The sequence below is a fragment of the Streptomyces sp. NPDC031474 genome (assembly GCF_055581185.1).
On record NZ_JBVIJX010000008.1, the window covers coordinates 59,614 to 81,479 of the forward strand.

Annotated in this window: 17 protein-coding genes; 4 read left to right on the forward strand and 13 right to left on the reverse strand. The window is 70.9% G+C overall.

The window, feature by feature from the left end; translation table 11 throughout:
* Nucleotides 1-38 precede the first annotated feature (38 nt).
* From ACZ5SK_RS17775 to ACZ5SK_RS17810, 8 genes are all read right to left on the reverse strand, one after another.
* Nucleotides 39-1,058, reverse strand: coding sequence for a TIGR03842 family LLM class F420-dependent oxidoreductase (locus tag ACZ5SK_RS17775; RefSeq protein ID WP_334575842.1), 1,020 nt, complete (start codon nucleotides 1,056-1,058; stop codon nucleotides 39-41).
* Nucleotides 1,059-1,201: 143 nt separating this feature from the next.
* Nucleotides 1,202-2,605, reverse strand: a complete 1,404-nt coding sequence (hydA, locus tag ACZ5SK_RS17780) for a dihydropyrimidinase (RefSeq protein ID WP_361707833.1) — start codon at nucleotides 2,603-2,605, stop codon at nucleotides 1,202-1,204.
* Between the two features lie 121 nt (nucleotides 2,606-2,726).
* Complete coding sequence (locus tag ACZ5SK_RS17785) at nucleotides 2,727-3,569, reverse strand: nitrilase-related carbon-nitrogen hydrolase (protein ID WP_334575844.1); 843 nt, start codon at nucleotides 3,567-3,569, stop codon at nucleotides 2,727-2,729.
* 181 nt (nucleotides 3,570-3,750) lie between these two features.
* Nucleotides 3,751-5,334 (reverse strand): PucR family transcriptional regulator, encoded by a 1,584-nt coding sequence (locus ACZ5SK_RS17790; RefSeq protein WP_334575845.1) that lies wholly within the window; start codon nucleotides 5,332-5,334, stop codon nucleotides 3,751-3,753.
* A 29-nt stretch (nucleotides 5,335-5,363) separates the two neighbouring features.
* Nucleotides 5,364-6,647, reverse strand: a complete 1,284-nt coding sequence (locus ACZ5SK_RS17795) for an aspartate aminotransferase family protein (protein ID WP_334575846.1) — start codon at nucleotides 6,645-6,647, stop codon at nucleotides 5,364-5,366.
* Entirely contained in the window at nucleotides 6,644-7,486 is an 843-nt protein-coding gene (locus ACZ5SK_RS17800) for a nitrilase-related carbon-nitrogen hydrolase (RefSeq protein ID WP_319674650.1), read from the reverse strand. Before ACZ5SK_RS17800 ends, ACZ5SK_RS17795 begins: the two co-directional genes overlap by 4 nt.
* A gap of 187 nt (nucleotides 7,487-7,673) precedes the next feature.
* Complete coding sequence (locus ACZ5SK_RS17805; RefSeq protein ID WP_468576264.1) at nucleotides 7,674-9,392, reverse strand: hypothetical protein; 1,719 nt, start codon at nucleotides 9,390-9,392, stop codon at nucleotides 7,674-7,676.
* Nucleotides 9,393-9,536: 144 nt separating this feature from the next.
* On the reverse strand, nucleotides 9,537-9,788 hold the full coding sequence (locus tag ACZ5SK_RS17810) for a helix-turn-helix domain-containing protein (RefSeq protein WP_334575850.1): 252 nt from the start codon (nucleotides 9,786-9,788) through the stop codon (nucleotides 9,537-9,539).
* A 32-nt stretch (nucleotides 9,789-9,820) separates the two neighbouring features.
* On the opposite strand from ACZ5SK_RS17810, the gene map reads away from it, so the two are divergent.
* Together map and ACZ5SK_RS17820 are read left to right on the forward strand one after the other, a co-directional pair.
* Nucleotides 9,821-10,591 carry a type I methionyl aminopeptidase gene (map, locus tag ACZ5SK_RS17815; RefSeq protein ID WP_334575851.1) on the forward strand — a complete coding sequence of 257 codons (771 nt, stop codon included), beginning with the start codon at nucleotides 9,821-9,823 and terminating at the stop codon, nucleotides 10,589-10,591.
* Between the two features lie 166 nt (nucleotides 10,592-10,757).
* The gene (locus ACZ5SK_RS17820) at nucleotides 10,758-13,307 is read left to right on the forward strand and encodes an ATP-dependent Clp protease ATP-binding subunit (protein WP_468576265.1); all 2,550 of its coding nucleotides are present in this window, start codon (nucleotides 10,758-10,760) and stop codon (nucleotides 13,305-13,307) included.
* 10 nt (nucleotides 13,308-13,317) lie between these two features.
* On the opposite strand, the gene ggt is transcribed toward ACZ5SK_RS17820, so the two are convergent.
* Entirely contained in the window at nucleotides 13,318-15,129 is a 1,812-nt protein-coding gene (gene ggt / locus ACZ5SK_RS17825) for a gamma-glutamyltransferase (RefSeq protein ID WP_468576266.1), read from the reverse strand.
* A 142-nt stretch (nucleotides 15,130-15,271) separates the two neighbouring features.
* Between ggt and ACZ5SK_RS17830 the strand changes: the two genes are divergently transcribed.
* Nucleotides 15,272-16,033: a hypothetical protein gene (locus ACZ5SK_RS17830; RefSeq protein ID WP_334575855.1), complete on the forward strand. Its 762-nt coding sequence runs from the start codon at nucleotides 15,272-15,274 to the stop codon at nucleotides 16,031-16,033.
* Nucleotides 16,034-16,163: 130 nt separating this feature from the next.
* Entirely contained in the window at nucleotides 16,164-17,732 is a 1,569-nt protein-coding gene (locus tag ACZ5SK_RS17835) for an alpha/beta fold hydrolase (RefSeq protein ID WP_334575857.1), read from the forward strand.
* Nucleotides 17,733-17,898: 166 nt separating this feature from the next.
* Here the strand turns inward: ACZ5SK_RS17835 and ACZ5SK_RS17840 are convergent, their stop codons facing one another.
* The 4 genes from ACZ5SK_RS17840 to pcaDC all read right to left on the reverse strand — a co-directional run bounded on the left by ACZ5SK_RS17840 (nucleotide 17,899) and on the right by pcaDC (nucleotide 21,182).
* Complete coding sequence (locus ACZ5SK_RS17840; RefSeq protein WP_334575858.1) at nucleotides 17,899-18,318, reverse strand: DUF6278 family protein; 420 nt, start codon at nucleotides 18,316-18,318, stop codon at nucleotides 17,899-17,901.
* Between the two features lie 61 nt (nucleotides 18,319-18,379).
* Complete coding sequence (locus tag ACZ5SK_RS17845) at nucleotides 18,380-19,159, reverse strand: exodeoxyribonuclease III (protein ID WP_334575859.1); 780 nt, start codon at nucleotides 19,157-19,159, stop codon at nucleotides 18,380-18,382.
* Nucleotides 19,160-19,189: 30 nt separating this feature from the next.
* A complete protein-coding gene (locus tag ACZ5SK_RS17850) occupies nucleotides 19,190-19,825 on the reverse strand; it encodes an MBL fold metallo-hydrolase (RefSeq protein ID WP_334581112.1) in 636 nt (211 codons plus the stop codon).
* A 46-nt stretch (nucleotides 19,826-19,871) separates the two neighbouring features.
* A complete protein-coding gene (gene pcaDC, locus ACZ5SK_RS17855; RefSeq protein ID WP_468576267.1) occupies nucleotides 19,872-21,182 on the reverse strand; it encodes a bifunctional 3-oxoadipate enol-lactonase/4-carboxymuconolactone decarboxylase PcaDC in 1,311 nt (436 codons plus the stop codon).
* Nucleotides 21,183-21,866 lie beyond the last annotated feature (684 nt).

Below are 21,866 nucleotides of genomic sequence, written 5' to 3' on the forward strand. Positions count from 1 at the left end.
GGGGGCTGGGGAGTCGAGCGGGGTGGTCCGGGCAGGGATCAGCCGTTGACGGCCGGGATCACCGTCGTGCCGTACGCGTCGATGACCTTCTCCTGCGCGTCGTGCATGTCGTAGACGGCGAACTGGTCGACGCCCAGCTCGCGCAGGGCGTTCAGCTTCTCGATGTGCTTCTCGACGGGTCCGATGAGGCAGAACCGGTCGACGATCTCGTCGGGCACGAACTCGGTGTCGGGGTTGTCGCTGCGCCCGTGGTGCGAGTAGTCGTACCCCTGACGTGCCTTGATGTAGTCGGTGAGCTCCTCGGGGACCTGGGCGGAGTGCTCGCCGTACTTGGACACCAGGTCGGCGACGTGATTGCCGACCATTCCGCCGAACCACCGGCACTGGTCGCGGGCGTGGGCGAGCGCCTCGGGCGAGTCGTCCTCGGTGACGTACGCGGGGGCGGCGACGCAGATCTTCACCTCGGACGGGTCGCGTCCGGCGGCGACGGCCGCGTCCTTGACGGCCTTCACCATGTACTCGGTGAGGTACAGGTCGGCGAGCTGGAGGATGAAGCCGTCGGCCTCCTCGCCGGTCATCTTCAGCGCCTTGGGTCCGTACGCGGCCATCCAGACGGGGAGCCGGGCGTCCTCCTTGATCCAGGGGAACCTGACGACCGTGCCGCCGAGGTCGGCCTCCCGGCCCGAGCCGAGCGCCCGGATGACCTTCATGGCCTCGCTGATCCGGGCGAGGGTGTTCGGGGTGCGGCCGGCGACGCGCATCGCGGAGTCGCCGCGGCCGATGCCGCAGACCGTGCGGTTGCCGAACATGTCGTTGAGGGTGGCGAAGGTGGAGGCGGTGACCTCCCAGGTGCGGGTGCCGGGGTTCGTCACCATCGGGCCGACCGTCAACGTGCTGGTGTTGGCCAGGATCTGACTGTAGATCACAAAGGGTTCCTGCCAGAGCACCGCGGAGTCGAAGGTCCAGCCGTAGGTGAAGCCGCTGCGCTCGGCGCGCTGCATCAGGCTGACGACACGGGAGGCAGGGGGGTCGGTCTGGAGGACAAGTCCGAAGTCCATCGGTCTCCTTGCAATGGTCTGGTAGCGTTCTTTCGCCCTGTAAAGGGCCGGTTCGGGCTGGACCGCGATCTTCGGATTGGAAGCTTCCTCATCGAGGAAGCGGAGTCACGGTGCGCTGCTCCTAGTTGCTGCGGCGTCACACCTCATTGGAGGTACTGGCAAGTTGAGCGGGGCGTGTACAGGCCGTGGCCGACACGCCCCGCAAACTTCCGCTGGTCGATGACGAGTTCGCCGCGCGAGAGGACCGTCTCGACGCGGCCGGTGAGGCGCTTGCCCTCGTACGCCGAGTAGTCGACGTTCATGTGGTGGGTCTCGGCGGAGACGGTCTGCTCGGCGTGCGGGTCGTAGATGACGACGTCGGCGTCGGCGCCCGGGGCGATGGTGCCCTTCTTCGGGTACATGCCGAACATGCGGGCCGGGGTGGCGCAGGCGATCTCGATCCAGCGGCGGCGGCTGATGTGGCCGTCGACGACGGCCTGGTGGAGCAGGTCCATGCGGTTCTCGACGCCCGGCAGCCCGTTGGGGATCTTCGAGAAGTCGCCCCGGCCGAGCTCCTTCTGGCCCACGAAGCAGAAGGGGCAGTGGTCCGTCGACACCACCTGGAGGTCGTTGGTCCGCAGGCCCTGCCACAGCTTGGCCTGGTGTTCCTTCGGCCGCAGCGGGGTGCTGCACACGTACTTCGAGCCCTCGAAGTCGGGCTCCGCGAGGTTGTCCGTCGACAGGAACAGGTACTGCGGGCAGGTCTCGCCGAAGACGTTCAGCCCCTCGTCGCGTGCCCTGGCGAGTTCCGCAACCGCTTCCATCGCCGATACGTGCACCACGTACAGCGGCGCGCCCGCGACCTGCGCGAGTTTGATGGCGCGGTGGGTGGCCTCGGCCTCCAGCAGTGCCTTGCGCACTTCGCCGTGGTAGCGCGGATCCGTCTCGCCGCGCGCCAGCGCCTGTTCGACCAGGACGTCGATGGCGATACCGTTTTCCGCGTGCATCATGATCAGTCCGCCGTTCTCGGCGGAGCGCTGCATGGCGCGCAGGATCTGGCCGTCGTCGCTGTAGAAGACGCCGGGGTAGGCCATGAACTGTTTGAAGGACGTGACGCCCTCCTCCACCAGCAGGTCCATCTCCTTGAGCGTGTCCTGGTTCACGTCGGAGACGATCATGTGGAAGGCGTAGTCGATCGCGCAGGTGCCCTCCGCCTTGGCGTGCCAGGCGTCCAGGCCTTCGCGCAGGGTGTGGCCGACGCTCTGCACGGCGAAGTCGACGATGGTCGTCGTACCGCCCCAGGCGGCCGCCCGGGTTCCGGTCTCGAAGGTGTCGGAGGCGAAGGTGCCGCCGAACGGCAGCTCCATGTGGGTGTGGGCGTCGACCCCGCCCGGGATCACGTACTTCCCGGTGGCGTCGATGACGCGCTCGGCGCTCCAGGCCTCGGCGGCCGGGGTGCCGGAGGCGGCGAGGGCGGCGATACGGCCGTCCTCGATCAGGACGTCGGCGTGGATCTCGTCGGATGCGGTGATGACGAGGCCACCCCGGATGACGGTACGGCTGCTCATACTCCCTCTCCTGCCGTGCTCAACACTGGTGTGCGGGTCGGTCGGCGCCGCCGGTCGGGCCCCCGTGCACCGGACCGGCGGCGACCGCTGCGACTGCGGGTGCGCGGGCTGCCGCGGCCGGCTACGGAGCGGTGAGCGGCGGGTAGGCGTCGGGACGGCGGTCCCGGTAGAACTGCCAGCGGTCGCGCACCTCGCGCAGCTTGGCCATGTCGAGATCGCGGACGACGAGTTCGCTCTCCTTGTCGCTCGCCACCTCGCCGACGAACTGGGCCTCCGGGTCCACGAAGTACGAGGTCCCGTAGAAGTCGTTGTCGCCGAGTTCCTCTACGCCGACCCGGTTGATCGCGCCGACGAAGTACTCGTTGGCGACGGCCGCCGCCGGCTGCTCCAGCTGCCACAGGTAGGCGGACAGGCCCCGTGAGGTGGCCGAGGGGTTGAAGACGATCTCCGCGCCCGCCAGCCCCAGCGCGCGCCAGCCCTCCGGGAAGTGGCGGTCGTAGCAGATGTAGACGCCGATCTTTCCGACGGCCGTGTCGAAGACCGGCCAGCCCACGTTCCCCGGGCGGAAGTAGAACTTCTCCCAGAAACCCTTCACCTGCGGGATGTGGTGCTTGCGGTACTTGCCGAGGTACGAGCCGTCCGCGTCGATCACGGCGGCGGTGTTGTAGAGGACGCCGGGCTGCTCCTCCTCGTACATCGGCAGCACCAGGACGATGCCGTGTTCCCGGGCGAGCGCCTGGAAACGCTCGACGATGGGGCCGTCGGGGATCTGCTCGGCGTACTCGTAGAACTGCGGGTCCTGGACCTGGCAGAAGTACGGTCCGTAGAACAGCTCCTGAAAACACAGGACCTGAGCACCCTGGGCGGCCGCGTCGCGCACGGCCTGCTCGTGGACCTGGATCATCGATTCCTTGTCGCCGGTCCAGGCCGTCTGGAAAATCGCGGCACGGATCACTCTGCTCATCGGGACCTCCGGTCGCTCGGTGTGCGAGGAGCCTAGAAAGGCCGGAAGACCCATTTGAGTTGCACCGTGTCACGTCTGCGGGCGTCCGGCGTGCCAGCGTGTCACGTCTTGGTCGCCCCATGTTTCACCGCCGTTTTCCCAGGTCGTTTCATGTTTCCGGGCGGTTGCCGCCGCCCGCGGGTCAGCCCTGTTGAGCGTCGTGCGCGAGAAGCGCGATGTGCACCGAGGCGGCCTGTTCGAAGTCGTCCAGGTCCACGCCCAGCCGGCCCTCTATCGCCTCCAGCCGCCGGTACAGCGCGGGTCGGGAGACATGATGGAGCTGGGCGGTGCGGGACTTGTTGCGGCCGGTGGCCAGATAGGTCCGCAGCACGGCGAGGAGGTCCTCGCCCGCCGCGCACAGCAGCCCGTCCAGCTCCCGCTCCGCGAAGGACTGCACATGCGGGTCGTCCCGCAGCAGCCGGACCAGGCCCCGCAGATGGACGTCCTTGAGGCGGACGACGGCCGGGAGGTCGAGGGCGGCCGAGGAGTCGGCCACGGCGTCGGCGACGTGCTGGGCCTCGCGCAGTCCGGCGGGCACGTCCTCCCAGACGGTGCGCGGGTCGGCGGCCGCGACGACCCTGCGGGCCTGACCCGACTCCGTCCGCAGCCGGGCGGCGAAGTGCACGGCGAGTGCGTCTGCGTCCTGGTCGCGGGCGAGGCTGAGCAGCACCGCCGTCGCCCCGTCCGCGAGCTCGGCGACGAGGCCCGGCATTCCCAACAGCCGTAGTGTCCGGTCGAGTTCAGCCAGGTCCCCGTCGCGTACGACGAGCGGGACGAAGGTGCGCCGGTTGACGGGGAGTCCGGCCGCCCGGGCCCGGGGCAGCAGCTGCCGGGCCGGTACGACGCCGGAGATCAGGTCGGTGAGCAGGCTCTGCGCGGACTGCTCCTCCCAGGTGTGGGCGGAGGCTCCGCCGAGCATGCGGTGCAGGACGAGGGCCTCGGCGGCCCGGTCGGCGAGGAGCCGTCCGCCCGCGGTGTCGCCGCGGTGCCCGCAGAGCATGATCTGCCCCCACCGTTCGCCGCGTCCGCCGAGTTCGGCGCGGATCCAGCCGTCGCCCTCACTGCCGCCGGCCTGCCGGGCGATGCGCTCCCAGTCCCGCAGGACGTCGTCGACCGCGGAGCGCTCCCCCGCCGTCGCCAGCACCCGGTGGGCGAGGTTGGTGACGACGACGGGGCAGGCTGCGTGCTGGGCGATCTCGTCGAGCAGCAGTTGCAGCGGGGCGCCCGCGGTGATCAGTGCGGTGAGCGCGGTCCGTACGGCCTCCGACAGGCTGACGGCGGCGAACTTGCGCCGGACCAGACGGGACTGGACCTCCTCCGTCAACTCGGCGAAGGGGAAGGGCCGATGGAGCACGATCATGGGCAGCCCGCACCGTTCGGCGGCCCGTCGCATCACGTCCGGCGGGGTGGGAAAGGCGCGGCCGAGGCCCAGCACCACGGCCGCGGCCTCCGCCCGGTGCAGGGACCGGATGTACTCGGTCTGCGCGCTCTCGTCGCCGGCGAGCAGCACACCGGTGGTGAGGACCATCTCGCCGCCGCTGAGCATCACGCCCACGTCCGCCGCCTCGGCGACGTGCACCCAGCGCACCGGCCGGTCGAGCTGCGCGGCGCCGGCGACCACCTCGGGTTCGCCGGCCAGCACCCGCTCCAGGGCGAGGACCTGACGGACCGACAGGGCGGGTTCCAGGGGCTCTACGGGGCCCCAGGGCTCCAAGGTGATGGTCATGGCGATGTGTTCCCTTGCTCAGGCCGGCACTACTGCGTGGTCCTCAGCGCGTTTTCGAGGATCGCGGCGCCCTCCTCGGCCTCCGCCACGGTCAGCGACAGCGGCGGGGCGATGCGCAGGGCGCTGGTGTTGTGGCCGCCGCCCTTGCCCAGCAGCAGCCCGTCGGCGCGGGCCGCCTCCAGCACGGCGGAGGCCCGGTCCGGGTCGGCCAGGCCGGTGCCGGGCCTGGTCAGTTCGACGCCGATCATCAGCCCGCGCCCGCGCACCTCCCGTACTCCGGGGTCCTGGGCGGCGGCGGCGCGCAGCCGCTCGATGAGCAGACCGCCGACCCGCCGGGCGTTGCCCTGGAGGTCGTGTTCCAGCAGGTAGCCGAGGTTGGCGAGGCCGGCCGCCATGGTGACCTGGGTGCCGCCGAAGGTGGAGATGCTGTTGGCGTCCAGGCAGTTCATGATCTCGGAGCGGGCGATGACACCGCCGATGGACATGCCGTTGCCGATGCCCTTGGCGAAGGTGACGATGTCCGGCGGACCGCTCTGCCCATGCGCCTGCCAGCCCCAGAAGTGCTCGCCGGTGCGTCCCCAGCCTGTCTGCACCTCGTCGGCGATCCACAGGATGCCGGATGCGTTCAGCACGTCTCGGAATGCCGCGTACAGGCCGTCGGGCGGCGAGGTGAAGCCTCCGACGCCCTGGATCGGCTCGGCGATCAGGGCCGCGGGCGGGCGGGTGTGCCCGAGCAGGTCCTTCAGGTCCTCGACGCAGGCGTCGATGAACTCGGCGTCGTCGAGGTCGGCGAAGGGGCCGCGGCTGCGCACCCCGCCGTGCACGTACAGCGTCTGCAGCGGGGACAGCGAGGTCGGGGACCAGCCGCGGTTGCCGGTGATGCCGACCGCGCTGAAGGAGCGGCCGTGGTAGCTGTTGCGCATGGCCAGGACGGTGTTGCTGCGCCGGTATGTGGTGGCGAGCAGCAGCGCCGTGTCGTTGGCCTCGGTGCCGGAGGTGGTGAAGAAGACCCGGGCGTCGGGGATGCCGCTGACGTGGGCGATGCGCTCGGCGAGTTCGACCATGGGCCGGTTGAGGTAGAGCGTGGACGAATGGACGATCCGCCCGGCCTGCTCGCTCACCGCTTTCGTCACCTCGGGCAGCGCGTGCGCGGTCATCGTGGTGAGGATGCCGCCGAAGAAGTCGAGGTACTTGTTTCCGTCGGCGTCCCAGACGTGGCGGCCCTCGCCGTGGGTGATCTCCAGCGGGTTGTCGTAGTAGAGGGCGAGCCAGTCCGGCAGAACGCTTCGGTGGCGGGCGTGGAGGTCGCTCACGGCTGCACCAGTCCTTCGTAGGCGTCGGGACGGCGGTCGCGGTAGAAGGCCCACTGCTGGCGAACCTGCTCGACCAGGTCGAAGTCGAGGTCGCGGACGAGGAGTTGCTCGTCCTTGTCGCTGGCGACCTCACCGACGAACTGCCCGCGCGGGTCGACGAAGTACGAGGTCCCGTAGAAGTCGTTGTCGCCGTACTCCTCGACGCCGACCCGGTTGATCGCGGCGACGAAGTACTCGTTGGCGACCGCGGCCGCCGGCTGCTCCAGCTGCCAGAGGTGGGCGGACAGGCCGCGGTGGGTCGCCGACGGGTTGTAGACCAACTGCGCGCCCTTCAGGCCGAGTTGCCGCCAGCCCTCCGGGAAGTGACGGTCGTAGCAGATATAGACGCCGACCTTGCCGACGGCCGTGTCGAAGACGGGCCAGCCGATGTTGCCCGGCCTGAAGTAGTACTTCTCCCAGAAACCCTTCACCTGCGGAATGTGGTGTTTGCGGTACTTGCCGAGGTACGAGCCGTCGGCGTCGATCACGGCGGCGGTGTTGTAGTAGAAACCGGACTGCTCCACCTCGAAGACCGGCACCACGACCACCATGCCCGTCTCGCGCGCGAGGTCCTGCATACGACGCACGGTCGGCCCGTCGGGGACCGGCTCGGCCCAGCGGTAGTGCTCCGGCTCCTGGACCTGACAGAAGTAGGGGGCGTTGAACACCTCCTGGAACCCGATGACCTTCGCACCCTGCCGGGCCGCCTCGCGGGCGTGCTCCTCGTGTTTCGCCACCATGGACTCGGTGTCGCCGGTCCAGGTGGCCTGGACCAGAGCGGCACGTACGACGTTGGCCATGAGCTGCTCCTTCGACGGGACGGCAGAGCGTCTACGCGCGTGTACGCCGACCGTAGAGGGCGAAGGTCCCGCCGGGAAGGATGCCCGCCCACTCGATCGAGTGAACTGCATTGAATGCCCCGCAAGAAACAAGCGTGAGCGGATTTCTTTACCTCGATGTAAACCGGGCCGGCCGGGTGCGGCCCGGTCAGGCGGTGAAGCCCGCGACCCGCAGGGCGTGCACGAGGTCCCAGCGGCGCTCCTCCGAGACGGCCTGGGCCGCCTCCAGCAGGAGCGGGACGAGCGCCTGCGGATCCGCGGCGACGCTGCGGGCCGCTTCCTCGGGGGTACGGACACGGACGTAGGCGTCGAGCAGCGCGCGGGCCTCCCGGCGCCTTCCCTCCGCGACCAGGCCGAGCACGGACTGCCCGATCTCGGCGGCCGGCCGGGCGACGCCCTGCCGCAGGATCTGCTCGCCGTCGGCCGTGCGCCCCACGGCGGCCAGGGCGTCGGCCGCCGCGACGAGCCGGTCGGCGGGCAGGGACGCGGCCTCCCAGAGCAGGGTGGTCCAGTCGGCGGTGAGTCCGGCGCGCTGCAGTTCGGCCGCGAGCAGCGGGATGCGGGCGGCCGGCCAGTAGGCGAGCTCGACGAGCAGGGCGTGCGCCTCGCCGCTGCGGCCGTCGCCGCGCAGCCGCACCAGCCGCTCCACGACCTCGACGGTCTCCCGTCGGGCCGCCGCGTCCAGCGGCTCACGCTGCGGCTCGGACGGACGCTCGACCTTCTCGGCGGCCCCGGCGAAGCGGGCGCCGCGCGGGGTGCGGCGCGCGGGCGCGGCAGGCGCGGGCGCCACCGGCTCGGCGACGGGCGGTACGACGGAAACACCGGCGTCCTCCTCCTCGGCGAGCCCGGCGAATCGGGCGCTGCCACGACGCCGTTTGCGCTGCTTGGGCACGGGCGCCGGGGCGGGAGCGGGGGTCTCCTCGGCGGGGGCCGTCGGAGCCCCGGCATCGTATGCGTCGACCGTGGCGCCCGCGGCGGACTCGGCACCGCGATACCCGGCCCGCGTGTCATATCCGTCGGCCCCGGGACCGCCCGCAACCTCAGCGCCGCGAAAGCCGGCCCCGGCGTCGTCGTACGCGCCGACCGCAGCACCCGCCGCAGGCCCGACGGCACCGTACCCGGCCCGAGCGTCGCGCACGTCGACCGCGGCACCGGCCACGGGCTCCGCAGCCCGGTACCCGGCCCCGGCCCCGGCCCCGGCATCGTATGCATCGACCACAGCACCCGCCGCAGGCCCGGCGGCGCGGAACCCGGACCGGGGGTCGTACGCGTCGGACGCAGCACCCGACGCCGACTCCGCGTGGCGATGTTCCGCCCGGGCGGCGTACGCGTCGGTCGCGGGGCGGGGGTCGGAGGCCGGGAGGCGGTCCAACTCGGCCATCCGGTAACGGAGTTCGGCGCAGCGGGCGGTGGCTCGTTCGTGATCGTCGTGGGCCCAGGCGAGGTCGAGGCGGATGGCGTCGGCCTGGTCGTGGGTGGCCGCGGAGGCGAGCCGGCCGCTCAGGTCGGCCAGCCGTTCCGCGGCATAGCGCTGTTCGCGGAGCATGACGTCGAGCCGGTCCCCGAGGGCGTCGCGGCCGCCGGGCCGGGCGTCGTGGGCGGCGAGCGCGGCGGCATGCAGGGGCCGTACCCGCTGCGCCTCCTGTACGGCGACCTCGGTGCCGTACTCGGCGGCGAGGTCCTGGAGCAGCGCCTCCACCACGTCCCAGGGCGGCACCTCACGTCCGTCGAGGCAGGCCTGCATGCCGTCGGGATCGCGCTGCCAGAACACCGCGCACCAGCCGACGGCCTGATCCAGGCGTGCCAGCAGTGCACTCAGGTGGCTCGCGAACTCCCGCACCCCGCCCGGGAGTTGATGCACATCCATCGCTCGACTCCCGCCCCGGCCGGAACACTCCGATTGGTAGAAAACACCAGTCGTGTTACAGCGGGGCTACGGCAAGTTTTCGAAGCGGACGCGACGACGTCATTTGCGCGATCTTGACCCATGCCCGAGGACGGGCGCCGGGGGTCATGCCGGGGCGAGTGCGCACAGCCCCGCCAGTTCGTCCATCGACAGGCCGAGCACCCGGGCGAGCGCGGCGACGGTGAAGAACGCCGGGGTGGGCGCGCGGCCGGTCTCGATCTTGCGGAGGGTCTCGGCGGAGATGCCCGCGCTCGCCGCGATCTCGGTCATGCTCCGGCCGCCGCGCGCCTCGCGCAGCAACCGCCCGAGCCGCTCGCCGCGTTCGTGCTCTTCCGGAGTGAGGGGGGTACGCACCATGCCGTCATTCTAATACCGGTATAGTAATTGGCATGGTGGAGCTGAAGACAGACACATCGATCGATGCCATGTATGAGGCGGGACAGGTCGTCGCACGGGCTCTCACGGCCGTGCGCAACGCTGCCGACGTGGGCGTTTCCCTGCTGGAGCTGGACGAGCTGGCGCATGCGACCCTGCGGGAGGCGGGGGCGACGTCACCGTTCCTCGGCTACCGCCCGTCCTTCGCCCCGACGCCCTTCCCGGGGGTGATCTGCGCATCCGTGAACGACGCGATCGTGCACGGCGTCCCCACCCGCTACCGGCTGCGCGACGGCGATCTGCTCTCCGTCGACTTCGGCGCCGAGCTGAACGGCTGGGTCGGCGACTCCGCGATCAGCTTCACCGTCGGAAGGGCGCGCCCGGCGGACGTCCGGCTGATCGAGACGGCCGAGCGCGCCCTCGCGGCGGGCATCGAGGCGGCGGTCGTCGGCAACCGTGTCGGCGACATCGCGCACGCGATCGGCACGGTGTGCCGGGCGGGGGGCTACGGCATCATGGACGACTTCGGCGGCCACGGCGTGGGCCGCCACATGCACGAGGACCCGGCGATCCCCAACGAGGGGCGCCCGCACCGCGGCCTCCCGCTGCGTCACGGCATGGTCATCGCGATCGAACCGATGCTGCTCGCCGGCGGCAGGGACGACTATCACGCGGCCCCCGACGGCTGGACCCTCCGAACGAACGACGGCTCAAGAGCGGCCCACGCCGAACACACGGTGGCGATCACGGAGGCGGGCCCCAGAGTCCTGACCGAGAGGCTGTAGAGCAGTCGGCGGTCCACCGGGGGCGCGGGGCCGTCACGCACCCAGGACATGCCACGCCATGGGGAACGTGCCATGGTGGTCTACGGGCCCTGCCCCACCACACAGGTGTAGCGCCGCACGGCGAGGGCACCCGCGTCCGAACGGTACCTCGATCGAACGGAACGCCATGACCAGCGGCTTCACCAGCCCGGAGGGCTACGGCGACCCCTTCGGTGAATTCCTGGCCCGCTTCTTCGGCGGGCCCCGCCCCGGCCCCCGCCAGATCAACATCGGCCAGCTCCTCAGCCGGCCCGCGAGGGACCTCGTGCGCGGCGCGGCCCAGTACGCCGCCGAGCACGGCAGCCGCGACCTGGACACCGAGCACCTTCTGCGCGCGGCCCTCTCCGCGGAGCCGACCCGCAGTCTGCTCAGCCGGGCGGGCGCCGACCCCGACTCCCTCGCGACGGAGATCGACGAGCGGTCGGGCCCGGTCCAGCACCCGCCGGGCGAGGTGCCGCCGCCCACCTCGCTGGCCCTGACCCCGGCCGCCAAACGTGCCCTGCTGGACGCCCACGACCTGGCCCGTTCCCGCGGCGCGGGGCACATCGGCCCGGAGCACGTGCTCAGCGCCCTCGCCTCGAACCCGGACTCGGCGGCCGGGCACATCCTCAACGCGGCCCGCTTCGCCGCCGCCGGTCTGCCGCCCGAGCCCCCGGACGCCGCCCAGGCGACCCGCACCGCGGACCGGCAGCGGTCCACCGACACGCCCACGCTCGACAAGTACGGCCGTGATCTGACCGAGCTGGCCCGCGAGGGCCGGATCGACCCGGTGATCGGCCGGGACGACGAGATCGAACAGACCATCGAGGTGCTCTCGCGGCGCGGCAAGAACAACCCGGTGCTGATCGGCGACGCGGGAGTCGGCAAGACCGCCATCGTGGAGGGGCTGGCCCAGCGGATCGTGGAGGGCGACGTACCGGACACCCTCGTCGCGCGGCGGGTGGTGGCCCTGGACCTGACGGGCGTGGTCGCGGGAACGCGTTACCGCGGCGATTTCGAGGAGCGGCTGACCACCATCGTCGACGAGATCCGCGCGCACTCCGACCGGCTGATCGTCTTCATCGACGAACTGCACACGGTCGTCGGCGCGGGCGGAGGCGGCGAGGGCGGGTCGATGGACGCCGGAAACATCCTCAAGCCGGCCCTGGCCCGCGGCGAACTGCACATCGTGGGCGCGACGACACTGGAGGAGTTCCGGCGGATCGAGAAGGACGCGGCGCTGGCCCGCCGTTTCCAGCCGATCCTCGTCCCGGAGCCGTCCGTCGCGGACGCGCTGGAGATCCTGCGCGGACTGCGCGACCGCTACGAGGCCCACCACCAGGTCCGCTACGCCGACGAGGCGCTCGTCGCGGCCGTGGAGCTGTCCGACCGCTATCTCACCGACCGCAGGCTGCCCGACAAGGCGATCGACCTGATCGACCAGGCCGGCGCCCGGGTGCGCCTCGGCGCCCGCACAAAGGGCACGGACGTGCGGGCCATGGAGCGCGAGGTCGAGCAGCTCGCCCGCGACAAGGACCAGGCGGCCGCGGACGAACAGTACGAGCAGGCCACCCAACTACGGGACCGTATCGTCGAGTTGAAGCAGCGCATCGCGGACGCCAGCGGCGAGGACGCGGCTGACGAGGGCTGTGATCTGAAGGTCACCGCGGAGGCCGTCGCCGAGGTGGTGTCCCGGCAGACCGGCATCCCGGTCGCCAGCCTCACCCAGGAGGAGAAGGACCGACTGCTCGCCCTGGAGGAACATCTGCACGAGCGGGTCGTCGGCCAGCAGGAGGCCGTACGGGTCGTCGCGGACGCGGTGCTGCGCTCACGCGCCGGGCTCGCGAGCCCGGACCGGCCGATCGGCAGCTTCCTCTTCCTCGGCCCGACCGGCGTCGGCAAGACGGAACTGGCCCGCGCGCTCGCCGAGGCGCTCTTCGGCAGCGAGGAGCGCATGGTCCGGCTCGACATGAGCGAGTACCAGGAGCGGCACACCGTCAGCCGTCTGGTGGGCGCCCCGCCCGGCTACGTCGGCCACGAGGAGGCCGGGCAGCTGACCGAGGTCGTCCGCCGTCACCCGTACTCACTGCTTCTGCTCGACGAGGTGGAGAAAGCGCACCCGGACGTCTTCAACATCCTGCTGCAGGTCCTCGACGACGGCCGGCTCACCGACGCCCAGGGCCGCACGGTGGACTTCACCAACACGGTGATCGTGATGACCAGCAACCTGGGCTCGGAGGCGATCACCCGGCGCGGCGCCGGCATCGGCTTCGGGTCGGGCGGCACGGACGCCGACGAGGAGGCGCGGCGCGAGCAGATCCTGCGTCCGCTGCGCGAGCACTTCCGGCCGGAGTTCCTCAACCGGATCGACGAGATCGTCGTCTTCCGGCAGCTCACGAGTGAGCAACTGCGGCAGATCACGGACCTGTTGCTGGAGAGGACGCGTCGGCTGGTGCATGCCCAGGGCATCACGGTCGAGTTCGGCGGCGCGGCCGTCGACTGGCTCGCCGAGCGCGGCTACCAGCCCGAGTACGGTGCCCGGCCGTTGCGCCGCACCATCCAGCGCGAGGTCGACAACGAGCTCTCGCGGCTGTTGCTCGACGGGCGGGTCAAGGAGGGCGACCGGGTGCGGGTGGAGGTCGAGGACGGGCGGCTGGCGTTCCGCACGCCGCCGTCCGTCCCCACCGCCGAACTCTGAGCTCAGGCCGCTACGGCGCCGGGTGCACCACCTGCGCGGAGCCGCCGCCGCGCCGTACGGTCTCGGCGGCGGCCAGCCACTTGCCGTTCGGCAGCCGCTGCACGCCCGTCGCGGCGCCGATCTCGGGGTTGAGCTTGAAGGAGTGGCCAAGGGCCTCCAGCCGGGCGCGCAGGCTGTCCGGGCCGGCGTCGTTGTAGAGCGCGGGCTCCAACTCCGTCTGCGCGGCGTTGCGTTGGCTGGCGCGCGGGGCGGCGATCGCGTCGACGAGCGGCAGACGGCGGTCGAGGAACTCGGTCAGGGTCTGCAGCACGGTGGTGATGATGGTCGCGCCGCCGGGCGAACCCAGCGCCACCACCGGCTCGTTGTGCCGGTCCAGCACGATGGTGGGCGAGATCGACGACCGCGGCCGCTTGCCCGGGCCGGGCAGGTTCGGGTCGTGGACGGCCGGGTTGGCGGGCGCGAAGGAGAAGTCCGTCAGCTCGTTGTTGAGGATGAAGCCGCGGCCGGGGACGGTGATGGCGCTGCCGCCGGTCTGCTCGATGGTGAGCGTGTAGGAGACGACGTTGCCCCACTTGTCGGCGACGGTCAGGTGCGTGGTGTTCTCGCCCTCATACGTCGTCGGCGCCGCCGTGCCGCCGGTGTTGCAGGCGGCCGGACGGCGCGGGTCGCCCGGTGCCACGGGGCTGGTGAGGACCGCGTCGTCCTTGATGAGGCACGCGCGGGAGTCGGCGTACTTCTGCGACAGCAGTTGCTTCGTGGGCACGTCCTCGAAGGCGGGGTCGCCGACCCAGCGTCCCCGGTCGGCGAAGGCGATCCTGCTCGCCTCGATGAAGTGGTGCAGATACTGCACCTCGCTCGCCTTCGAAAGGTCCGTCTTCTCAAGGATGTTGAGGGCCTCACCGACCGTTGTGCCGCCCGAGGACGAGGGCGCGATGGAGTAGACACCCAGTCCGCGGTACGAAGTCCTCGTCGGCGCCTGGGGTTTGGCGCGGTAGGCCGCGAGATCCTTGGCGGTCAGGTCGCCGGGCCGGGCGTTCCAGCCCGAACTCGGGTCCACGGGAGGGTGGTTGACGGAATCGACGATGTCCTTGCCGAGGTCGCCCCGGTAGATCGCGTCGACGCCCTTCCTGCCCAGCTCCTCGTAGGTCTTGGCGAGGTCGGGGTTCTTGAACGTGGAGCCCACGACGGGGAGACCGCCGCCCGGCAGGAACAGCTTGGCCGTGTCCGGGAAGTAGCGGAAGCGGGTCTCGTTGGCGGCGGTCTGGCTGCGGAAGGTGTCGTCGACGGTGAAGCCGTTGCGGGCGATGCGCTCGGCGGGCTTCAGGACCGTGCCGAGCCGTTCGCTGCCCCACTTGCCCAGTGCTGTCGCCCAGGTGGCCGGCGTGCCCGGCGTGCCGACGCTGAGGCCGCTGCTGACGGCGTCCGCGAAGGCGAGCGGCTTGCCGTTCTCCAGGAAGAGACCGGAGTCCGCCGTCAGCGGCGCGGTCTCGCGGCCGTCGATGGTGTGCACCGTGCGGGACTTGGCGTCGTAGTAGACGAAGTAGCCGCCTCCGCCGATGCCGGAGGAGTAGGGCTCGGTGACGCCGAGGGCGGCGGCGGTGGCGACGGCCGCGTCGACGGCGTTGCCGCCCTTCCTCAGCACCTCGATCCCGGCCGCGGAGGCGTCCGCGTCGACGCTGGCCACGGCGCCGCCGTAGCCGACGGCGACGGGTACCTTCCCAACCGCCGTTCTCTGTGCGGCGGGTGGCGCTGCCGCCCCCACCGTGACCACGGCGGCCGAGACCGCCAGGACCGACAGTTTCCGCGCGACAGGGCGACGCATCCGTACCTCCAGTCAGGGACGTCCGCGCAGCGTAACCATATTCACGGGGGCCTGACAGCCTCCTTCCGGGCACTGTCATACGACTGCCACACCTCGAACACGGGTACGTAGCGGTCATGCTCGCCCGCTACCATGCGCGCCCATGAACGACGACGTGCGCAACATCGTCCTGGGCGTGGTCGCCGCCGGTATCAGCGCCGCGTTCGGCTGGCTCGCCCGTACGTACCTGTGGCGGCGCCGACTGCGGCGCAAGCAGGCGTTCTTCGGGCTGCCGGAGAACTCGGAGACGCTGCTGGTCGTCAACCGCGACCCGGCGTCCTCCGAACCGGCGGTGCACCGCTTCGACGTCTTCGCGCTGCTGGAGCTCTCCGCGCTGATCAAGGACTGCGGCGCCAACGTCCAGGTGGTCACCCAGGACACCGCCCAGCAGGGTTTCGGCGAGCGCACCGAGTTCTGCGTGGGCGGCCCCGCCTCCAACCGGCGCATGATGGCGCACATGGCGGCGATGCTGCCGGGCGTGCGCGTCAACGTCGACCCCGAACCGGGGCCGGACCGGGGGGCGTTCCAGATCGGGCCCGAGCGTTACCGGCTGGAGGCGGGGATCACGGAGTATGTGCTGCTGGCCCGGCTCACCGCGGGCGGGCGGCGTGACATGCGGCCGGTGTTCCTCTTCTGCGGCCAGCGCGCGATCACCAACCAGGCCGCCACCCGCTATCTCGCCCGCAACCACGAGCGGCTGGCCCGCAAACACGGGAACAACTCGTTCGTGCTGTTGCTGAAGGTGGTCAACTCGCAGGCGTACGGCCCCGATGTGGTGGATCTGGTCGCCGACGTGACCCGGGCCGCCCAGGCGCCGCTGCCGTCCCAGGAGGTGGCTTCGCGCAGCTCACATCGTGCGTCCTGATCACCTTCCGGCAAGCGCGTGCACAGCACAACAATCGTTACTCCCACGTAACTTACCGGCGGGTTACTTCGGCTGGGAAACGCGGTTACCGTCGGTTCACTTTGCACTGGGGCACGTCGAGGAGTGAACCGTGGGACAGCACCGCAAGGCCCTGCGCACGACCGCCGTGGGCGCCGTCTCCGCGTCCCTGGTCGCCGGGGGCGTCCTCGCACTGGCTCCCGCAGCGCACGCGGCGACGAACGACGTCCGCTTCGTCGACATCGCCGGGGACGGCGGGACCGTCCTCAAGGCCAACGTCGTCACCCCCGCGGGCGCCGACGGACAACGCCGTTACCCGCTGATCGTGCTGCCCACGGCCTGGGGCTTCCCACAGGTCCAGTATCTCGCCCAGGCCCAGAAACTCGCCGACACCGGTTATGTCGTGCTCAGTTACAACGTGCGGGGCTTCTGGCAGTCCGGCGGCGCGATCGAGGTGGCGGGCCCGCCCGACGTGGCCGACGCCTCCAAGGTCGTCGACTGGGCGCTCGCCCACACCCCGAGCGACCCGAAGAAGGTCGGCATGGCGGGCGTCTCCTACGGCGCCGGCATCAGCCTGCTGGCCGCCGCGCACGACCGGCGCGTCAAGGCGGTCGCCTCGCTCAGCGGCTGGGCGGACCTGATCGACTCGATCTACTCGGGTCGCACCCAGCACGCCCAGGCCGCGGCCCTGCTCGACACCGTGGGCACGGTCACCGGCCGGGTCAGCGCCGAGTCCCAGCGGGTCTTCTCGGACTTCTTCGCCTCCGACCTGTCCCGGGAACAGGCCATGATCGAGTGGGGGCGAAAACGTTCCGCCGCGACCTACCTGGACCAGCTCAACCAGAACGGTGCGGCGATCATGCTCGCCGGCGCCTGGGGCGACACGGTCTTCCCGCCCAACCAGACCGCCGACTTCTACGAGAAGCTGACCGTCCCGAAGCGCCTGGAGTTCCGCCCCGGCGACCACGCGACCCCCGAGATCACCGGCCTGCTCGGGCTGCCCAACGACGTGTGGACCTCCACCGAGCGCTGGTTCGACCACTACCTCAAGGGTGAGGACAACGGCGTCGACCGGGAACAGCCGGTCCGGCTCAAGTCCCGTTCCACAAGCGGTTACGAGGGTTATCCGGACTGGAAGTCGGTGACCGCCACCCGCAAGAAGATCGCCCTCGCGGGCACGACCACCCTCCACACCAACGTCGACTCGGGCGCGGACGCCGGAATCGTCTTCCTGTCCAGCATCCTCGACCAGGTGGCGAAGCTCCCCCCGGTGGCGTCCCTTCCCCTGCTCCCCCGCCGCTGGGCCGCCGTATGGCAGTCGGAAAGGTACGCCACGGCCCAACAGGTGCGTGGCACCGCGCGGTTGCACACCACCGTCACCCCGACCGAGGAGAGCGGCACCCTCGTCGCCTATCTGTACGACGTGGGGCCGCTCGGCCTCGGCAAGCTGGTCAGCAACGCGCCGTACACCTTCCACGGGCGCACGCCCGGCAAGCCGTTCCGTCTCGACCTGGACCTGTTCTCCACGGCCTACGACGTCCCGGCAGGGCATCGGCTCGCCCTGGTCGTCGACACGGTCGACCCGCTCTACATCGAGCACAACCCGTCCGGCGCGCGGCTGACCTTCTCCTCGCCGGGAGACGACCCGTCGTACGTGTCGATTCCGCTGCGCGAGCAGTGATCTCCGGCCGTTGCCGGGGCGGGTGGGCTCGGTGGCTGCCGCAGGTCGGGGTCAGTGCTTGAGGATCTTGGAGAAGAAGTCGTGGTTGCCGCAAACTATCCACATATGGCTGGAGTTAAGGCACGACACGCACTTTTCGGTCATTAACCGTATTTACTCCAGATAGTCAGTTCTCTGACACCTCTGCGTACAGCTGGGACAGTTCGGGAGTGCCGCTCGCGGCCCACTCGTGTCCTGCGGAGACCACGTCGACCTCCCGGCCGGACTCCAGCCTGACGACCGGCTCGCCGCCGGGCCGGATCGCCCAGGCGGCGCCCGGCACGGTGCGCACGACGACGGTGCCCAGGTAGAGCCCGGCGTCATGGCCGAACCACTGCAGGCCGTCCTCGTCGTCGCGCCAGCGCGGCGGAAGCTGGTCCAGCGCCTCCAACGAGGCGGCGGTGTCGTCGAGTCCGATCCCCTCCCGGGCTGCGATGGATCGCAACAGCTCGCATTCGGAGAGGAGTTCGGCGATCCCCTCGGGGTCCTCGGCCAGCACCGACGCACGGTACTTCTTGCTCCTGTTGCCCAGGAAAGGGATGTTCATAAGCTCAGCGTGACACCGGCACCGGGGTGTGCACCACAGGCGCGCTGGCCTTCCCCGGGACCTACACGTCGAGGTCGACGACGACCGGTGCGTGGTCCGAGGCGCCCTTGCCCTTGCGTTCCTCACGGTCGACGTAGGCGTCCTTGACGGCCTTGGCGAACGGCTCGTTGCCGTACACCAGGTCGATGCGCATGCCGCGGTTCTTGGGGAAGCAGAGCTGGCGGTAGTCCCAGTACGTGAAGGGGTGCTCGTACTTCAGGGGGCGCGGGACGACGTCCGACAGGCCGGCCTCGCGCAGGGAGGCCAGGGCGGCCCGCTCGGCCGGGGTGACATGGGTGAGGCCCTCGAAGGCGGCCACGTCGTAGACGTCGTCGTCGGTCGGCGCCACGTTGTAGTCGCCCATCACCGCGAAGGGCCGGCCGCCCGCCGCGTCGCCCGCGACGGCCGCCTTGAGGGCCTCGAACCACTGGAGCTTGTAGGCGTAGTGCGGGTGGTCGACCTCGCGGCCGTTCGGCACGTACACCGACCAGACGCGGACCGGGCCGCAGGTCGCCGAGATGGCGCGGGGCTCCGGCGCGCCGTCGTAGCCGGGGTCGCCGGGCAGGCCCTTGACGACGTCCGCCAGGCCGACGCGGGAGATCACCGCCACGCCGTTCCACCGGCCCGTGGCGTGGACGGCCGCCTCGTAGCCCCGCTCGCGCAGCTGGTCGAGCGGGAACTGCTCCTCGGCGACCTTGGCCTCCTGGAGGCACAGCACGTCGGTGCCGCTGCTCTCCAGCCAGGCCAGCAGCCTCGGCAGGCGGGCGGTGATCGAGTTGACGTTCCAGGTCGCGATGCGCATGTCTCACAACCTACCCGGCAGGTCCGACACTCACAGGAGTGCGGTCTCGCCGGGCGTCAGCCGCAGGTGCCGCGAGCCGCCGAGGGAGCCGATCTGGTTGTCGTAGATCGGGCGGGCGAGGTCGGTGAGGAGGGCGTCGTGGATGTCGTAGGCGCGCTGTGGCTTCACCTCACGGACGTAGTCGATGACCTCGGAGATCTTGCTCCAGGGGGCCATCACCGGGAGCATCAGCGTCTCGACGGAGCGGTCGGGGACGGTGAGGGCGTCGCCGGGGTGGAAGACGCGGCCGTCGTCGATGAGATAGCCGACGTTGGTGATGCGCGGGATGTCCGGGTGGATGACGGCGTGCAGCTCGCCGTGGACCTGGACGTCGAAGCCCGCGGCGGTGAACGAGTCGCCGTGGCCGACGGTGTGGACGCGGCCGGGGAAGGCCGCGGAGATCTTCTCGGCGACCGACTTCAGGGTCCAGATCTCGGCCGCCGGGTTGGCGTCCATGGCCGTGCGCAGCCGGCCTTCGTGGAAGTGGTCGGCGTGCTCGTGCGTGACCAGGATGGCGTCCGCGCCGACCGCCGCGTCCTCCTCGCCAAACCCGCCGGGGTCGAGGACGAGCGTGCGCCCGTCCTTCTCCAGGCGCACGCACGCGTGAAACTTCTTCGTGAGCAACAGATCCGTCGTCATGGCGTCCATCCTGCCTCGGCGCCGCCGGCGGGGCTCACTCGGTGGGGGTGGTCTCCTCGCGGATGACCTGCTGCGCCACCTTGAACGCGCTGTTCGCCGCCGGTACGCCGCAGTAGACGGCCGCCTGGAGCAGCACTTCCTTGATCTCGTCCGGAGTGAGGCCGTTGCGCAGGGCGGCGCGGGTGTGGAAGGCGAGCTCCTCCAGATGGCCGCCGGCGACCAGCGCAGTGAGCGTGACGCAGGAGCGGGAGCGCCGGTCCAGGCCGGGGCGGTCCCAGATCTCGCCCCAGGCGTAGCGGGTGATGAACTCCTGGAAGTCCCCGGAGAACTCGTCGGCCTGCGACAGCGCCCGGTCGACGTGGGCGTCGCCGAGGACCTCCCGGCGCACCTTCAGCCCGGCGTCGTACGGATCGGGGCGGCCCATGACCTGCGGCGGCTCGACGACGGGGGCGGGCGCGATCTCCGCGATGGCCACGGGCTGCGGAGGCTGCTGGGGCGCGGTCAGGACGGCTCTGACGGGGACGCCCGGGATGGCCGTCTGCCCGGTGCCGGAGTCGTAGGCGGGCTGCCAGGCGGTGGAGAAGTGGCGGACGAGCAGGTCGGTGACGGCGGCGGGCTGCTCGACGGGGACCAGGTGCGAGGCGCCGGGGACGACGGCCAGGCGGGCGTCGGGGATGCCGGCGACCAGGGTGCGTGCCTCGGCGGGGCCGGTGACCTGGTCGTCCGAGCCGACGAGGACGAGCGTCGGCACGCCCACGCGACCGATCTCGGCCCGTACGTCGAACGCGGCGAGGGCCTCGCAGGCCGCGATGTAGCAGCCGGGGTCGGTGGTGCGCACCATCTGCACCGCCCACTCGGTGATCGCGGGCTGCGCGGCCGCGAAGCCGCTGGTGAACCAGCGGTCGGGTGAGGTGCGGGCGATGGGGTCGAGGCCGTTCGTGCGGACTATCACGCCGCGCTGGCGGAACTCGTCGGCCGTGCCGAACCGCGGGGAGGCCGCGATCAGCGCCAGCGAGGCGACACGCTCCGGGTGCCGCAGGGCCAGCTCCACGCCGACCGCGCCGCCGAACGCACAGCCCGCGTAGCCGAAGCGCTGCACCCCGAGCGCGTCGAGCGTGGCGAGGAGGCGGTCGGCGAGGTCGGAGACCGAGCCCGCCGGGTAGGCGGGGGCGCCGCCGTGCCCCGGCAGGTCGAACCGGAACACCCGCCACTGCTGGGCCAGTTCGGGAACCTGGCGGTCCCACATGTGCCAGGTGGTGCCCAGTGAGGGACCGAGGATCAGGACCGGGGCGTCTTCTGGTCCGTCGAAGCGGTATTGCAGGGTGTTCATCGGTGTCTCACTCACCCGCCTGAGCCTCTCATCTGTCACGAGATGTCACATCGCCGGGGTGAATGTAGCGGGCCTTGCCCCGCTCCAGGACTGCCGGACCCGCCGGACCTGCCGGACCTGCCGACGAGAGCCCAGGCATACGTTCTCCGGCATGTACTCGTGGCCGTGTCGGCAGTGGGCCCTCCGGGCACGCGCCCTCCTTCAGTCGCTACGGGCAACGCTTCTCTCTTTGACCACGGCCTCCAGGCGGTTCGCGTTGCAGCATCAAGTGTGGTGGCACGGATGAGGCTCGGCGTGACTCACCTGGAAACCTTCCGGAATCCCGCCCAACAGCAGCTTGAACACCGTACGGTGAACGCTTGGTAGAGGGCTTGCCGTAGCCGCATGCCAGTGTCCGGCCCGTCACGCGGATATGGTCCGGGCTGCAGCGGCACGTGACCCGACACCGTGTACGCCTCCCCCAGAGCGAGCCTCTCCTCGGCGTGGAGTGCAGGAGACGGATATTGCCGAGCCTCCCCCGAACTCGGCCCAGGGTAATCCCGTAGTTGTAGTGGGCGGTTTCTTCGAGGTCCTCCGCTTTCATGGCCGGCCATCGGTCGAGCCATGCATGACCAGCGGCCTACGTGTTGCAGCTTGTCGCATCGGCCGGTCGGGTTCGAGGCCGGCACACACGCTGAAGCGACCGATAGCCTGCATCAG

What these genes read in the sequence shown, in the direction of transcription:
- ACZ5SK_RS17775 (WP_334575842.1), bottom strand. Translation starts at nt 1,058, where the DNA reads ATGGACTTCGGACTTGTCCTCCAGACCGACCCCCCTGCCTCCCGTGTC.
- hydA (WP_361707833.1), bottom strand. Translation starts at nt 2,605, where the DNA reads ATGAGCAGCCGTACCGTCATCCGGGGTGGCCTCGTCATCACCGCATCC.
- ACZ5SK_RS17785 (WP_334575844.1), bottom strand. Translation starts at nt 3,569, where the DNA reads ATGAGCAGAGTGATCCGTGCCGCGATTTTCCAGACGGCCTGGACCGGC.
- ACZ5SK_RS17790 (WP_334575845.1), bottom strand. Translation starts at nt 5,334, where the DNA reads ATGACCATCACCTTGGAGCCCTGGGGCCCCGTAGAGCCCCTGGAACCC.
- ACZ5SK_RS17800 (WP_319674650.1), bottom strand. Translation starts at nt 7,486, where the DNA reads ATGGCCAACGTCGTACGTGCCGCTCTGGTCCAGGCCACCTGGACCGGC.
- ACZ5SK_RS17805 (WP_468576264.1), bottom strand. Translation starts at nt 9,392, where the DNA reads ATGGATGTGCATCAACTCCCGGGCGGGGTGCGGGAGTTCGCGAGCCAC.
- ACZ5SK_RS17810 (WP_334575850.1), bottom strand. Translation starts at nt 9,788, where the DNA reads ATGGTGCGTACCCCCCTCACTCCGGAAGAGCACGAACGCGGCGAGCGG.
- map (WP_334575851.1), top strand. Translation starts at nt 9,821, where the DNA reads ATGGTGGAGCTGAAGACAGACACATCGATCGATGCCATGTATGAGGCG.
- ACZ5SK_RS17820 (WP_468576265.1), top strand. Translation starts at nt 10,758, where the DNA reads ATGACCAGCGGCTTCACCAGCCCGGAGGGCTACGGCGACCCCTTCGGT.
- ggt (WP_468576266.1), bottom strand. Translation starts at nt 15,129, where the DNA reads ATGCGTCGCCCTGTCGCGCGGAAACTGTCGGTCCTGGCGGTCTCGGCC.
- ACZ5SK_RS17830 (WP_334575855.1), top strand. Translation starts at nt 15,272, where the DNA reads ATGAACGACGACGTGCGCAACATCGTCCTGGGCGTGGTCGCCGCCGGT.
- ACZ5SK_RS17840 (WP_334575858.1), bottom strand. Translation starts at nt 18,318, where the DNA reads ATGAACATCCCTTTCCTGGGCAACAGGAGCAAGAAGTACCGTGCGTCG.
- ACZ5SK_RS17845 (WP_334575859.1), bottom strand. Translation starts at nt 19,159, where the DNA reads ATGCGCATCGCGACCTGGAACGTCAACTCGATCACCGCCCGCCTGCCG.